The sequence below is a fragment of the Enterobacter sp. BIGb0383 genome, assembly GCF_003751845.1.
In the GTDB taxonomy this organism is placed as follows: domain Bacteria; phylum Pseudomonadota; class Gammaproteobacteria; order Enterobacterales; family Enterobacteriaceae; genus BIGb0383.
Genome location: NZ_RJKQ01000001.1, coordinates 465,564 through 480,281, shown reverse-complemented (window position 1 = coordinate 480,281; position 14,718 = coordinate 465,564). Strand labels below are relative to the sequence as shown.

At 55.6% G+C, this 14,718-nt stretch carries 12 protein-coding genes; 10 read left to right on the top strand and 2 right to left on the bottom strand.

Translation table 11 applies throughout. From position 1 onward, the window contains the following. The first annotated feature begins 80 nt into the window (after window positions 1-80). The 8 genes from EDF81_RS02375 (at window position 81) to EDF81_RS02340 (ending at window position 9,912) form a co-directional block, all read left to right on the top strand. Complete coding sequence (locus tag EDF81_RS02375) at window positions 81-845, top strand: DeoR/GlpR family DNA-binding transcription regulator (protein ID WP_123345888.1); 765 nt, start codon at window positions 81-83, stop codon at window positions 843-845. Between the two features lie 294 nt (window positions 846-1,139). After that, entirely contained in the window at window positions 1,140-1,601 is a 462-nt protein-coding gene (locus tag EDF81_RS02370) for a PTS sugar transporter subunit IIA (protein ID WP_123345886.1), read from the top strand. Then, a complete protein-coding gene (locus EDF81_RS02365) occupies window positions 1,598-1,921 on the top strand; it encodes a PTS fructose transporter subunit IIB (protein ID WP_123345884.1) in 324 nt (107 codons plus the stop codon). Before EDF81_RS02370 ends, EDF81_RS02365 begins: the two co-directional genes overlap by 4 nt. Window positions 1,922-1,934: 13 nt before the next feature. After that, the gene (locus EDF81_RS02360; RefSeq protein ID WP_123345882.1) at window positions 1,935-3,041 is read left to right on the top strand and encodes a PTS fructose transporter subunit IIC; all 1,107 of its coding nucleotides are present in this window, start codon (window positions 1,935-1,937) and stop codon (window positions 3,039-3,041) included. Between the two features lie 32 nt (window positions 3,042-3,073). Next, complete coding sequence (gene mngB, locus EDF81_RS02355) at window positions 3,074-5,707, top strand: mannosylglycerate hydrolase (protein ID WP_123345880.1); 2,634 nt, start codon at window positions 3,074-3,076, stop codon at window positions 5,705-5,707. Window positions 5,708-5,716: 9 nt separating this feature from the next. Beyond that, window positions 5,717-7,627 (top strand): transcription antiterminator, encoded by a 1,911-nt coding sequence (locus EDF81_RS02350; protein WP_123345878.1) that lies wholly within the window; start codon window positions 5,717-5,719, stop codon window positions 7,625-7,627. Between the two features lie 62 nt (window positions 7,628-7,689). Then, window positions 7,690-8,871 carry a carbohydrate porin gene (locus EDF81_RS02345; RefSeq protein ID WP_123345876.1) on the top strand — a complete coding sequence of 394 codons (1,182 nt, stop codon included), beginning with the start codon at window positions 7,690-7,692 and terminating at the stop codon, window positions 8,869-8,871. A gap of 93 nt (window positions 8,872-8,964) precedes the next feature. Beyond that, complete coding sequence (locus EDF81_RS02340) at window positions 8,965-9,912, top strand: ROK family protein (protein WP_123345874.1); 948 nt, start codon at window positions 8,965-8,967, stop codon at window positions 9,910-9,912. A 4-nt stretch (window positions 9,913-9,916) separates the two neighbouring features. Here the strand turns inward: EDF81_RS02340 and smrA are convergent, their stop codons facing one another. Beyond that, the gene (gene smrA, locus EDF81_RS02335; protein WP_123345872.1) at window positions 9,917-10,480 is read right to left on the bottom strand and encodes a DNA endonuclease SmrA; all 564 of its coding nucleotides are present in this window, start codon (window positions 10,478-10,480) and stop codon (window positions 9,917-9,919) included. A gap of 374 nt (window positions 10,481-10,854) precedes the next feature. Then, complete coding sequence (locus tag EDF81_RS02330) at window positions 10,855-11,769, bottom strand: LysR family transcriptional regulator (RefSeq protein ID WP_123347649.1); 915 nt, start codon at window positions 11,767-11,769, stop codon at window positions 10,855-10,857. A 176-nt stretch (window positions 11,770-11,945) separates the two neighbouring features. Here EDF81_RS02330 and EDF81_RS02325 point away from each other — a divergent pair, with 176 nt between their 5' ends. Beyond that, on the top strand, window positions 11,946-13,256 hold the full coding sequence (locus EDF81_RS02325) for a M20 family metallo-hydrolase (protein ID WP_123345871.1): 1,311 nt from the start codon (window positions 11,946-11,948) through the stop codon (window positions 13,254-13,256). Continuing rightward, window positions 13,256-14,701: a M20 family metallopeptidase gene (locus tag EDF81_RS02320; RefSeq protein WP_123345869.1), complete on the top strand. Its 1,446-nt coding sequence runs from the start codon at window positions 13,256-13,258 to the stop codon at window positions 14,699-14,701. The genes EDF81_RS02325 and EDF81_RS02320 overlap by 1 nt, the downstream gene beginning before the upstream one ends. The last annotated feature ends 17 nt before the right edge of the window (window positions 14,702-14,718 follow it).

Below are 14,718 nucleotides of genomic sequence, written 5' to 3'. Positions count from 1 at the left end.
CATGGTTGTCTTGATTAGTATTCGCGATTATGCTCGATCATGATTGATTGTGCAAACATACAAAAATTAACGAGGTCACATTGCTCGATTATGATGCTTTCCCGGAGCAGCGACAGGCGCTAATCCACCAGACGCTGGAAGAAAAAGGCCGGGTGGTCTGCGTGGATCTGGCAAAACAGCTTGGGGTTTCAGAACACACCATCCGCCGGGATCTGCAGGAGCTGGCGCGCAAGGGATTGTGCAAAAAGGTGTATGGCGGCGCGGTCAGTCCGCCTCAGGAAGCCACTAATTTTCTGGCGCGTTCCGGGCATAAGCTGTCGGAAAAAAACGCACTTGCCCGAAAATGTATTCAGCTAATTAAAGAAAAAAGCTGTGTCTTTCTGGATACGGGTACCACCCATTTAGCCATCGCGCAGGCCCTGCCCGACGATAGCGAGCTGACCATCGTCACCAACTCGCCGCTGATCGCCACCGAACTGATTCGGGTGAAAAATTGCGAAGTGATCCTGCTGGGCGGAAAGCTCAATAAAGACGTAGGCGGTATTCTCGGCTCAGAGCCTGTCAATCAGCTTCGGGAAATCGAATTCGATCTCGCCTTTGTCGGCGCCTGCGCCTTCGACCCGCAGACGGGACTGACCGGCGTTGATTATGACGATGCCTGCTTTAAAAAGGAGATCGTTAAAAAAGGCTGCCAGATCGTGCTGGCTCTGACGGCGGAAAAGATAAGCAGCGTGGCCCGGTATAAAATCGCCGCACCTGAAGACATTGATTATATTGTCGTCAGCAACGGTACGGATATTAGCCCTCTGGCCCCGCTGAGCCTGCAAATTGAAATAGCAGAATAAGCCACCATCGCCAGTTTATGGCGATGGGAATATCCCCGCAAACTGTCCCCCTTTAATTTATCTCGCTGCTGGCGGTCACAAAAATAGACCGCCGGCAGTGATATAAAACCGCTAAAAATTTAGAGGCGCATCACATTTACCTGCCAATATTTGAGCTAACTCGCCCTTTTCCCTCTCCCACAACAAGCCATTTCCCGTTCGCCGAGGAAAACGGCTATCAGCAAACGCCGCCTGGCACACTTATTATCCTCTGCAATCTGAATGACGAAAATTTGCCGATGGAGAAGTCGCCCGATGCTGATAGCCCGAGAGAACATCTTTCTTAATCAACAGTTCAGTAGTAAGCAGGAGATCTTCCGCTTCCTGGCCGCCCAGGCCGTAGCCCGCGGCTGGGCGCAGGATGCCGATAAAATTGAAGCCGACCTCTGGAGCCGGGAAAACCAGTACTCCACGGGCTTTGAAAATCAGATTGCTATCCCCCACGCCAAGACGGCCAACGTCACCGAAGCTGGGGTAATTTTTATACGTCTCAGCAGCCCTATCGACTGGGAAAGCCTGGATGACCAGCCGGTACAAATTATCTTTGGCCTGCTGGTACCGGAATCCGGCGCAAAGATATTGCACCTGCAAATTATTAATAGTCTTGCCAGCCAGATAGTCGAAGACGATTTCAGAGAGAAACTCTTTAGCGCCAAAACCGAAGACGAATTATTCGCGTATATGCAGGCGCGCATCTCAATTGAGGAGGACGCATGAATATTGTTGGAGTCACTTCCTGTATCGCCGGATTAGCCCATACGCCCATGGCAGCAAAGTCGCTGGAAAAAGAGGGTTCACGCCTCGGACACAGCGTCAAAATTGAGCAACAGGGCGCGATGGGGATGCTTAACAAAATAACCCCTGAAGACATTGAGGCCGCAGATTTTGTATTAATCGCCGCCGATCGTTCCATTGAAGAAGAGGAACGTTTCGCCGGGAAGATCGTTATTCGCGTCAAAATTGGTCAGTGCGTCAGCCACGCCGCCGACGTGATCGGCAAATGTGTCGATGCCGTTGCCGCCCGTCAGTCTAAATAACCGCAGGTGCGCTATGAAAAAAACCATGGTTGATATTAAAAACCACCTGATGACGGGGATCTCCTACGCCCTGCCGGTGATTATTGCCGGTTCTCTGATGGTGGCGGTGGCAAAAATTGTCGGACTCGCCTTTGGCGTTTCGGATCTGAATGCCTTTGCTGACAGCAGCGGGATCCAGAACTGGCTGTACCAGACTCAGGAGATCGGTTTCAAAATCATCGGGCTGATGAACTATATCCTCGGTGCCTATGTGGCTTACTCCATCGCCGGTAAAAAAGGCCTGGCGGCCGGTTTTGCCGCCGGTCTGATTGCCTCCCTGACCGGATCGGGCTTCCTCGGCGCGGCCATCGGTGGCCTGCTGGCGGGCTATTCGTCCGAATGGGTCTCGCGCAAAGTGCAGATCACCGGCTCTGCGGCCACCTCCGTCCCGCTGATTATCCTGCCGTTTATCACCGTCGGACTGCAGGTCGTGATTATGCTGCTGGCGCTGGGCGACGCGCTGGGCTGGCTAAACAACGCCCTGATGACCTGGGTGCAGCAGATGACCGAAGACGGTACCAGCACGGTGGTTCTGGCTGCGGTACTGGGCGGTATGATCTGCTTCGACCTCGGCGGTCCGGTCAATAAGGCGGCCTGGGGCACGGCTAACGTTCTGTTCCTCAGCGGCGTCTACCTCCCGGCCATTCTGGTTAACGTGGCGATTATTATCCCGCCGCTGGGCTATGCCGCCGCCCGCTTCCTGCGTCCGCACAACTTTAGCCAGACGCTGAAAGAGGCCGGGAATGGCTCGGTGATTATGGGCATCCTCGGCATCTCCGAAGGGGCCATTCCCTTCACCCTGAAAAATCCGGCGCGCCTGATCCCGCTTAACGTTCTGGCAGGCACCCTGGGGGCCGTTACTGTCGCCCTGCTGAAAGCCTACCCCATTATGCCCCCGCTGGGCGGGCTGTACGGCGGCTTCACCGTCGGTCATCCCTGGGCCTACTTTGCCGGGGCGCTGGTCGGAACCCTGGTGATCGCCATCGGCGCCAACCTGCTGGTCAATTTTAACGATGACGAATCCGCCCGCACCGCCGATGAGAAACATTCGACGGAAGAGATTGAAATTAAATTCGATTAATCGCTGAACGCTGTAAAGACGGGACCTATTTTATGCCAAAGAAAACCGTACATATTTATTCCCATACGCACTGGGACCAGGAGTGGTACTTCACCTCCTCGCGATCGCGCATTTACCTCTTTAACCATATTAAAAATGTGATTCGCGTTCTGGAGGAGACCCCTGAGTTTCCCTGCTACCTGCTTGATGCCCAGAGCGCGTTAATTGAGAGCTACCTGGAATGGGCGCCGGAAGACCGGGAGCCGCTGTTTCGCCTGATTGCCGAAAACCGCATTATTACCGGCCCCTGGTATACGCAAACCGACCAGCTGGTGATCCATCAGGAGTCGGTCGTCAGAAACCTGTACTACGGCAGTGAGATTGCCGCTGCCGCCGGGAACAGCATGCGTCTCGGCTACGTCCCGGACTGCTTCGGCCAGGGTGGCAACATGCCGCAGATCTATAAACAGTTCGGCATTAACCATGCCCTTTTCTGGCGCGGGATTTCCGATAACACCCTGCATGAAACGGAATTTTTCTGGGAAGGCGACAATGGCGATCGCGTCTTCGCGGTCCAGATGCCCTGGGGCTACCACTACGGCGGCCTGCTTGATGAAACCCCGGAAACAATGAAAGCGTTTCTGGACGACAAAATGGCGCTGATTGAATCACGCAGCGCGCGCACTAACCTGCTCTACCCGCACGGATTCGATCAGGCCCCGATCCGCGAGAATCTGCCGTCGCTGGTGAACGCCTTTAATAAATGCGATGACCAACGGCACTACCAAATCAGCAGCCCGCTGGAATTTGTGCAGGCCGTAGAAGAAGAAGCCGCCGCAGACGCCCGCGTGCTGAAGGGCGAACTGACCGAAGGGAAACACTCCCGCGTACACAAAACGATCTTCTCCTGCCGGGCGGATCTTAAGCTGCTGAATAATGAAATTGAGGCGCTGCTGGTCAATACCCTCGAACCGGTGCTGGCCGTCAGCCGCGGACTGGGCGAGGCCTATCCGGCGCAGATTATTGCCGATATCTGGAAACTCATGTTCTACAACGCCGCCCACGACAGCATCGGCGGCTGCAATAGCGATGACACCAACCAGGATATCTTCTTCCGCTATAAGCAGGCCCGGGATCTGGCCCTTAATCTGCTTGAGCTGCATACGCGGAAAATCAGCATGCGTATCCCGCGCGAGCATGACTATACCTTTACGGCCTTTAACCCGCTGCCGTACCCGACGGCGCAGCAGATCCGCTTTGAAGCCTGGCTGCCCGGCATTCCCTTTACCCTGCGCGACGCGGCCGGTAATGCGCTGCCCTATGTGATTGAGGAACAGGAAGATCTGACCGACTATGTTCTGAATCAGAGCATTCGCCTGAACCCCGGCAAGCCCTGGCATCGCCCGGAGAAGGTGTATCGCACCCGTCTGGTGGTCGCCAGCGATACCCTGCCCGCCCTCGGCTATACCCGCTGGCACCTGGACTTCTCCGCCGACGGTGCAGCGGTCACAAAAACCGATAACGAGCAGACCATCGAAAACGCCGTTTACCGGATTGAGGTCGAGTCCAGTGGACTGCTCGCCATCACCCATAAAGCCAGCGGCAAGCGCTATACGCGCCAGATGGAATTTGTGGAAAACGGCGACGACGGAGACTCCTATAACTACTCCCCGCCGCGTCAGGATATGCATATCAGCGCCGAAAACAGTCTGGTCAGCGCCCGTCGCAACGTGGACGGCCTGCGTCAGTCTCTGACCCTGGACTATGTGCTGAGCGTTCCGGCGGATCTTAATGACCGCGCGAGCGGCATCGCCGACCGTAAAATGCCCCTGTCAGCAACCGTGACGTTGCAGGACGATGAGCTGATTCGCTTTACCGTCGATGTCGACAATCAGGTCTTAAGCCACCGTCTGTGCGTCCGCTTCGCCACCGATATTATGGCCAGCGTCTCCTGCGCGGATCAGCTGTTTGGCGCCATCACGCGTCCGGTAGAGCTGAAAGAGTCCCTGCAGGTATGGGAAGCAGAGCAGTGGCATGAGAAACCCATCGCCATTGAACCGATGCAGAGCTACGTCAATCTCCATGACGACCGCCACGGGTTTACCTTCCATACCAACGGCGTGCGTGAATACGAAATCGTCGGCGATAACTTTGATACGGTCGCCGTGACGCTGTTCCGCTCCTTCAGCCATATGGGCAAAACGGACCTGCTCTACCGTCCGGGCCGCGCCTCCGGCGAGTCGGTGGTCGCCACCCCGGATGCGCAGATCCTGGGGCCGCTCTCCTTTGCCTTTAGCTGGCGTATCTACAGAGGCCGTTTTGACGACGCTCAGCACGCCCGCGTCTCGAAGACGCTGCTGACCACCTTCCCGGTGTACCAGGATAGCGACTTCCTTAACGGGCGTCTGCGTTTCTGCCTCAGTGATGAAGTCCGCGACTATCCCGAAACCTTTAGTCTGCTGACGCTACCGGCCACGGCCAGCGATGCGCTGGTCAGTACGGTAAAATGTGCGGAGCGTGATACAGGATATATCATAAGATTCTACAACCCGAACCTCGCCAGCACCGTCGCGCTGCCCGCACTGAGCGACGCCCGTCCGGTCATGCTCGACGAACATACGTCGATGCCGGATCGCCAGCTGCTGCAGCCTGGCGATGTTCAGACTCTGTATGTTGAAATGGATTAAAGGGAAAAAATGAGACTGTTTACCACTAAAAGGATGAGGGATATTTTCATCCAGATCGCCCAGGGACCGGTGACGCAGGCCGCTCTGGCAAAAGAGATGAATGTCTCTACGCGCACCATCAGAAGCGATCTTAAAGAGCTGGGCGATATGATGGGCCAGCACGGTAGCAGTCTTGTTTACGACCGGAAAAGCGGGTTTGGCATCGACATTCTTGATGATGCCCGCTATTCCGCCCTGCTTGAACAGTCGGAAAAGCCCTGGAAAGAGACGCGTTCCGCTGCAGAACGGCGGAACGCGCTGCTGACCCTGCTGCTACGTCAGCAGGGTCATGTCTCGCTGGAGGAGCTTGAGGCGCACTGGTTTATCAGCATCTACAGCCTGCGCAACGACATTTCGCTGCTTAAGCGCCATTTCTGGCTCTACCAGATTAATGTGGAATCGGAAGGCAACGACAGTTTTAAGCTCACGGGAGATGAGCTCGCCTTCCGCCGCTGTATCTATGATCATTTGCTCAGCACCAGGGAAACCGAAACGGATTACAGCGAGCTGTTTGGCCCGACCCGTAAAATGGCCGACGTCAAATGCACTCTGAGCCACCATCTGGTGGACAATCATCTGCAGTTCAGCGACGTCAATCTGCGTTTTTTCACCCTCGCCTGTGGTATCAGCATCGAACGAATTTTGCGCGAGTGCTGGCTGCTTGATTTTGAATTTACCGACGTGGATCCGCTGTGGAAAACCGTCGCCGGGGCCATTCTTGAAGAGCTTTTGCCTGGCACGGTATTGCATATCCCGCAAAGCGAAATCGACTATATGGCGATGACGCTCTCCGCCTTCTGCTCCACGCGTTCAGATGCGCCAGGCGCAGAGAGCGTCTGCGACGCCGAACACGCGGTGATGAATCACTTCCTCAGCTATGTCAGCTCCGTGTGGTTCTGCGACGTTAATTACGATGAACAGTCGCGCAAAAATTTGTTAAACCATATCCGGGCGATGCGGGTACGGGTGAATAACGGGATTACCATTATTAACCCTCTGCTGGCGCAGATTAAGCGCCACTACCCGCTGATGTATGAAATGACCCTCTCAGCGTTCAGCGAGATGGAGCACTTTTTTGTCGGCAAAATCAGCGATGATGAGATCGGTTATCTGGTGATGCATATCGGTGCGGTGCTCGAAGAGACGCACTATCAGGATCAGAATACGCGCCTTCGGGTGCTGGTTGTCAGCGATCAGAGCATTGCCTCCGCCCGACTCGTTAGCCAGAAAATTATCCGCATGTATCCAAACGTGGTGATAACAGACTGTATTTCCGTTGAACAATACAGCCTGCTGCCGACGATAGAGGACGATCTGGTTATCGCCCTGGTTAGCCTGGCCGAAAAAAATAAGAAGGTGATCCACCTCCCGCCGCTGCCGGAGCGATCCCAGCTGGAAAACCTGAAGTACCTGCTGACCCAGGAACAGACGCCGCCGGATAGTATGACTAACTACTTTTCGGCCGCTCACTTCTTTATTTTCGACCGCAGCGAACATAATAAAGAGTCGCTGATCAACGCCCTTTCCGCCCATCTGCAACTCACCGGTAAAGTGGATGCCAGTTATTTACCGTCGGTACTGGAACGGGAAGCTCACGCCTCAACCCTGCTCGACGAAAAAATAGCGATTCCGCACCCGATGGGGCTTGTTGCTTTACGGACGCAGGTTACCGTTGCGGTATTCCCAGAGGGTATCGAGTGGGATCCGGGTAAAACGGTCAGGCTGATTTTTATGCTGGCCATTAGCGAAGATGCTTTTGTCGACAGCATGCATATTTACGATTACCTGACCAATATTCTTGATGATGACATCATCGATAAATTAAGCCAGTGCCAGGACTTTAACGATTTTATATCACAGTCGGAGAGATACTTCGTATAAAGCAAATGCCGTACCCAATAAAAAATAACAGAAACCCTACAGAAAGAATCAAGGAGTTAAGGATGAAATATAGCAAATTCCTCTGTGCATTATTTGCCCTGTCCACCCCGGCTATCGCCGGTATCAACTTCGATACGCCCCAGGGTAGCCTGAAACTGTACGGCGACGTTGAATTTAACGTCGATGCCGCCAGCAAAACCGGGCAGCTCACCTCTCTGCGGACCAACAGCGGAAAAGACTGGAATGCGGGCGACAGCGAGCGCTGGGACGTCAATGGTCGTATTCTGATTGGGCTCGATGGCTACCGGACCACGACAAATAATCAGTTTGCCGGCTTTAGCGTACAGCCGCTGGCGGATCTCTCCGGTGATATGAATCTGGATGACGCGGCCTTCTTCTTTGGCCAGGAAAAAGACTGGAAGATCAAAGTCGGCCGCTATGAAGCCTATGATATGTTCCCGCTTAACCAGGATACGCTGATCGAGTATTCCGGCAATACGGCCAACAATCTGTACGACGACGGCTTCGGCTATATCTATATGATGAAAGAGGCCCGCGGACGCAGCAGCGCCGGAGGCGCGGTTCAGTTCAGTAAAATCAGCGGCCCTTTCTATTTTGAGCTGAACACTTTCGCCAGCAACGGCACGAAACTGTTCCAGGATAGCGAGTTCCACGGCAACACCCTGGAAAATAAAAAGAACGTGGTCTATCTGCGCCCGGTTATCGCGTACAACATCAGCGATGATGTTACCGCCGCCATCGCGATGGAAACCAACGTGGTGAGCAACGCCTACGGCTATACCGACGCTAACGGCGTATTCCACGACCAGTCTGAGCGCACCGGCTATGGCGCGACCCTGACCTGGAACGGGCAAAAAAATAACCCGGATAACGGCGTGGTTCTCAATATGAGCACCGCGTATCTGGATGCCACCGACGAGAAAGACTTTAGCGCCGGGGCTAACGCCCTGTGGAACGATATCGAGCTGGGCTATATTTACGCCAAAAACGATGTACAGGCCTTTAATTTCAGCAATACCGATATTGATAATATGGATGGCGTGATCCTCGGTAAATATGATATCCACACCGTGCATACCTCATACCGTATTCGTAACATTATGGAAATGGATAACTTCGATATTTATCTGGGTGCCTACTGGTCCCGCCTGGCCATGGATAATAGCCAGCAGGACGATAAAGATCGCTACGGCGCACGCGTTCGCTTTAAATATCACTTCTAATCTATAACGCTCGCTGATCTGCGCTCTGTTTATCGGGTACAGCGCTATTGCTTTGCCCGTTACAGGGCGTAGAACTCACTAATGGGATAAATAATGTACTCTCTGGGACTGGATATTGGCGGCACTAAAATAGCCGCGGTAATTATTGATAACACCGGCCGCGAGTATGGCCGCTTTCGTCGTGATACGGTGAAAAATAGCTACGGCGATTTTCTGCACGATCTGCTGCTGTTTATTCAGGAGATCAAAAGTACCGTACAGGAACCTCTCGCTATCGGCATCGCGCTTCCCGGCGGAATTTCCCCGATCAGCGGAAAAATAAAGAATTCCAATATTCTGGTACTCAACGGCGAAGATCTACAGTCGGACCTGCGTACGCGCCTGGGTCAGCCGGTAATGATTGAAAACGACGCCGCCTGTTTTGCCCTTTCTGAAGCCTGTGACGGCGCAGGACGTGGCAAAGAGGTGGTTTTCGGCCTGACGCTCGGGACCGGGTGCGGCGGCGGGATCGCTATCGGCCAGCGGCTATTTTCCGGCGCATGGGGCAACGCCGCCGAATGCGGCCATATCACCCTGCCGGGCTACACGCCGGAGACGGACGGCCCGCCGGTCACCTGCTACTGCGGCAAACAAAACTGTACCGAATCCTTTGTCTCCGGCACCGGGCTGGCTAAACGCTATCTTGAACGCTGCAAAACCGCGCATACGGCACCGGAGATCATCGCCCTGGCAAAACAGGGTGAGCCCCAGGCGCTGCTGCAGGTGGCGAATTTTCGCAATCAGCTGGCGCGCCTGCTGGCGACCATCGTCAATATCATTGACCCGCACGTCATTGTCATTGGCGGCGGTTTGTCGAACGAGCCGCTGCTGCTGGACGGAATCGACGACGAAATCGCCCCGCTGGTCTTTACGGATAGCTTTATGACTCCCGTGCTGACCGCGGTTCACGGCGACAGCAGCGGGATGCGCGGTGCCGCCTGGCTGGCGCTCAGGGCTGGATCGCCCGCTATCGACGATCGATTAACGCCCGTAATGAATTAAGCCTTCAGCGGCTGCGCTTGGCATGGCGTTCCCAGTTATCGAGCTTCGCCTGCGCCGATTTACGCAGCGTCACATAACAGGCTCCGGTGCCGCCGTCGTGCGGCAGCGCCGGACAGAAGGCCTGCACCTCTTCAAACTCCACCAGCCAGCGTGCCAGATAGCTGCGAACAATATTGGCATGAGACTGCAGGTCCCGCCCTTTGCCGTGGACAATTAGCAGGTTACGCGCGCCCTCTTCAGCAGCCCTACGGATAAAAGCAAACAGCTGCTGGCGACACTGCTCTACGGGCTGGCCGCGCAAATTCAGCGAGACTTGCTGCCCGTACTTGCCCCGCCGCAGTTTATCCAGCACGCCCTGCTGCAGACCTTCACGCTTAAATTCCAGGAGGCTATCGAGAGGCAAAACGTCGAGAAAACCGGTGGTGAGAAAGTTATCAAGCTGCAGCTGATCCAGCCGCTTCGGCGCACGGACGGTGCGGTTCGGCTGCCAGAGCGTATCACTACAGCATTTCAGGGGCTGGACATCTTCCATGGCGTCAAGAAACAGGGATTTGTCATCAGGGTTCATGGTCGCTCCTCCCGCTACAACAGACGAGCTACTATAAGCCAGACCCTCAGTCCGCCTCAACGCGTTTTATCCCCCGGACGATGGTTCGCGCAAGAAATATTCATGCACTAAATAATTTAGTCGAGCTAATATATCAAAATTAACTATCACTTAACTTAAATTAACTGCCAGTAATATTTCCAGTTTTCGTTAAGATTTCGTGAAATCAATCACTCCGAAAGCTGGCAAGAAATGTATTCGTTGCTATAACTGTATCTACCTGCAACACGGACAACAATGCAGGGAAGATGTATACGGATATATCGCTGTGTGATATTCGCAGGGCCTGACGATGTCGACAGGCCCTGGTTTTTATCCACGTGAAATACAGGTGTTTATTGACAAGAATATATCTGTCGGCACTGCCGACGGAATTGATTAATTAATGACTCGGTAAGCGGCGTCTGCCGGGAATCACGACGCTGGATGAGATAGTAGGTTGCTTTTGGCAAGTTATCTACAACGGGGATCATCGCCAGAGGCCTTGACAGAAGCGGGTCGCAGCCTAACTCCTGCGGCAGGATGCTCAGAAAATCGCTCTGTCCGACCAGGCTGATACAGGCAGAGAATGTCTCACAGACCACGCCAACATTGGGTTTTTGCGCACGATGATTAAATAACTCTTCGAGCTGTTTATAATAGCTACCCCGTGGCGTGGGCATCGTCCAGTTATAATCCAGTAACTCACTGATTGATTTTGCACCAATGGCCGGATGACCTTCCCGACAAAATACCGCAAACGGTTTCTCGAGTAATTTCTCAAAGCTAAACTCATGATCGTAAGGTCCTTGATAATACGTATTAATCGTAAAATCAAGTTCTCCCTGACGTAATTGATTGATCATCGACAGCAGCTGCCCTTCCATTATGCGCACCTTCACCTGCGGGTGCTGCAGATGAAAGCGAGAAATCACCGGCGGCATCAGGGTTCGCGCGATGCTGGCCCCCAGACCGATGTTGATCTTTCCTGCCAGCTGGCCATGACGCTGAAGAATGTCATCCTGCGCTGCGCGCAGCTCTTTGAGGATCAGGGTCGCGTGCTGGTAAAAACTCTCCCCGCACTCGGTCAACGCCACCCCTTTACTGCGACGAATAAACAGCTGGGCGGCAACGCCCTCTTCCAGCTCCTTAATCGAACGGGTCAATGCTGGCTGCGACAAATTCAGCACCCGGCTCGCGCCGCGGATACTCCCCTGGCGTGCCACCTCGACAAAGGCGCGTAGCTGATGAAATTTCACCTGAAAAGACATGCCATCTCCGATAACCATTGTTTATCAGACCAAAGAAACTGGCATCTACTTTAATGCAAATGGATATGCGAGGGTAATCAGTCGGCGGTTAAAAAATGACACATTGATGCGGGTGATAAGTATTTTTTATCACAACATGAGCCGATTCACAATTTCTACTGATGACAGGAAAGGTTATGCCGTTACTTGCTGAACAGATCAAAACCCTCACCCCGCAGCTGATCGAATGGCGTCGCGACCTGCACCTTTATGCCGAATCCGGCTGGGTCGAGTTCCGCACCGCGACCCGCGTCGCCGAGGCGCTACATAATATGGGCTATCAGCTGGCGATGGGCCGGGACGTGGTGGATGCCGAGAGTCGAATGGGGCTGCCCGACAGCGCGACGCTGGCGAAAGAGTACGAACGGGCGCGGCAGCAGGGCGCGATTGAAAAATGGCTTCCGGCCTTTGAAGGCGGTTTTACCGGTATTGTCGCCACGCTGGACACCGGCCGTCCCGGGCCGACGCTCGGTTTTCGCGTGGATATGGACGCGCTGGACCTCAATGAACAGCTCGATGGCTCCCACCGTCCGTTCCGGGAGGGCTTTGCCTCCTGCAACGCAGGGATGATGCACGCCTGCGGTCACGATGCGCATACGGCTATCGGGCTGGGGGTTGCGCAGATACTGAAGGCGCATGAATCCGAACTTCACGGCGTGATTAAGCTGATTTTCCAGCCGGCGGAAGAAGGCACCCGCGGGGCCAGAGCGATGGTCGCCGCCGGGGCGCTGGATGACGTGGACTATTTTACCGCGATCCATATCGGCGTCGGCGTGCCCACCGGCACCGTGATCTGCGGCAGCGATAACTTTATGGCCACCACCAAGTTCGACGTCCACTTTACCGGCGTTGCGGCCCACGCGGGCGGTAAACCGGAAGAAGGACGCAATGCCCTGCTGGCGGCGGCACAGGCGGCGATTGGCCTGCACAGTATCGCACCGCACAGCGCGGGCGCATCGCGGGTTAACGTCGGCGTCATGCAGGCCGGAACCGGACGTAACGTGGTGCCCTCCGGCGCACTACTGAAGGTAGAAACCCGGGGCGAAAGCGAAGCGATCAACAGCTATGTCTTCGAGCGCGCACAGCAGGTCATCGCCGGTGCCGCCGCCATGTACGGCGCGGAGGTTGATATCCGTCTGATGGGCGCGGCCACCTCCAGCTCACTGTCTCCGGCCTGGGTTGACTACCTCCGCCAACAGGCAAGCCAGGTCCCCGGCGTGCAGCATGCCATCGACAGGATTGCCGCGCCTGCCGGTTCAGAAGATGCCACGCTGATGATGGCGCGGGTTCAGGAGCGCCAGGGCCAGGCATCCTATATGGTGTTCGGCACCGAACTGAGCGCCGGTCATCACAACGAGAAGTTTGATTTCGATGAACAGGTTATGGCCCTGGCGGTGGAAACCCTCGCCCGCGTCGCGCTGGCCTTTCCCTGGCAGCGAGGTGTGTGATGCAGCCTGTCTATCAATTTGTTGATGAAGCGATCCAGTCCCGCCAGGCGCTATTCACCGATATTGCCGACGCCATCTGGGATCATCCGGAAACCCGTTTTGAAGAGTTCTGGTCCGCCGAAAGGCTGGCCAGCGCGCTGGAAGCCGAAGGTTTTCAGGTCACCCGCGAGGCGGGCGGCATCCCTAACGCGTTTATTGCCAGCTACGGCAGCGGCCAGCCGGTGATTGCCGTTCTCGGCGAGTACGACGCCCTGGCCGGTCTGAGCCAGCAGGCCCACTGCGCTACGCCGCAGAGCGACACGCCCGGCGCTAACGGCCACGGCTGCGGGCATAACCTGCTGGGCACCGCCGCTTTTGCCGCCGCGCTCGCGGCAAAAACCTGGCTGCAGCAGTCATCCCGGGGCGGGACCCTCCGCTTTTACGGCTGTCCGGGTGAAGAAGGCGGGTCCGGCAAAACCTTTATGGTGCGCGAAGGACTCTTCGACGATGTCGATGCTGCCGTGACCTGGCATCCGGAAGCCTTCGCCGGGATGTTCAGCACCAGCACCCTCGCCAATATTCAGGCCGCCTGGCGTTTTACCGGCACCGCCGCCCACGCGGCCAACTCACCGCACCTGGGCCGCAGCGCGCTGGATGCGGTGACCCTGATGACCACCGGCACCAACTTTCTTAACGAACACATTATCGAAAAGGCACGGGTCCACTACGCCATCACCGATACCGGCGGCATCTCGCCAAACGTGGTACAGGCTCAGGCCGAAGTGCTGTATCTGATCCGCGCCCCTGACATGGCCGACGTGAGGCAAATCTATGCCCGCATCGAGAAAATCGCCCAGGGTGCGGCGCTGATGACCGAAACCGGGGTCAGCTGTCGGTTTGATAAAGCCTGCTCCAGCTATCTGCCCAACCGGACGCTGGAAGGCGCGATGTATCAGGCGCTGCAGCACTACGGCACGCCCGAGTGGAGCGAGGGAGAGCGCGCCTTTGCGGCAGAAATCCGCGCCACCCTGAGCGATAACGATCTGCAGAACAGCCTGAACAATATCGCCAATACCGGCGGGGACGCGGGTAAAGCCTTTGCCCGTCGCCACCGCCAGACGCTACTGATCGATGAAGTCGCCCCCTGGGCAGAAACCGATAACGTGCTGGCCGGATCAACGGATGTGGGCGACGTAAGCTGGAAAACGCCGGTCGCCCAGTGCTTCAGCCCCTGCTTTGCCGTCGGTACGCCGCTGCATACCTGGCAACTGGTCAGCCAGGGCCGGACCTCAATTGCCCATAAAGGTATGCTGCTGGCCGGTAAGGTCATGGGCGCAACGGCGATCCATCTTCTGCAGGATAGCGCCCTACTGGCCGCCTGCCGCGAGGAGCACCAGCAGCAGTTAAATGAACAGCCGTATCACTGCCCAATACCAGAAGACGTGACACCGTCACCATTAAAATAAAACAAAAAAAACAATAC

Coding starts and splice junctions, on each gene's coding strand:
- EDF81_RS02370 (WP_123345886.1), top strand. CDS start 1,140: ATGCTGATAGCCCGAGAGAACATCTTTCTTAATCAACAGTTCAGTAGT.
- EDF81_RS02365 (WP_123345884.1), top strand. CDS start 1,598: ATGAATATTGTTGGAGTCACTTCCTGTATCGCCGGATTAGCCCATACG.
- EDF81_RS02360 (WP_123345882.1), top strand. CDS start 1,935: ATGAAAAAAACCATGGTTGATATTAAAAACCACCTGATGACGGGGATC.
- mngB (WP_123345880.1), top strand. CDS start 3,074: ATGCCAAAGAAAACCGTACATATTTATTCCCATACGCACTGGGACCAG.
- EDF81_RS02350 (WP_123345878.1), top strand. CDS start 5,717: ATGAGACTGTTTACCACTAAAAGGATGAGGGATATTTTCATCCAGATC.
- EDF81_RS02345 (WP_123345876.1), top strand. CDS start 7,690: ATGAAATATAGCAAATTCCTCTGTGCATTATTTGCCCTGTCCACCCCG.
- EDF81_RS02340 (WP_123345874.1), top strand. CDS start 8,965: ATGTACTCTCTGGGACTGGATATTGGCGGCACTAAAATAGCCGCGGTA.
- smrA (WP_123345872.1), bottom strand. CDS start 10,480: ATGAACCCTGATGACAAATCCCTGTTTCTTGACGCCATGGAAGATGTC.
- EDF81_RS02330 (WP_123347649.1), bottom strand. CDS start 11,769: ATGTCTTTTCAGGTGAAATTTCATCAGCTACGCGCCTTTGTCGAGGTG.
- EDF81_RS02325 (WP_123345871.1), top strand. CDS start 11,946: ATGCCGTTACTTGCTGAACAGATCAAAACCCTCACCCCGCAGCTGATC.
- EDF81_RS02320 (WP_123345869.1), top strand. CDS start 13,256: ATGCAGCCTGTCTATCAATTTGTTGATGAAGCGATCCAGTCCCGCCAG.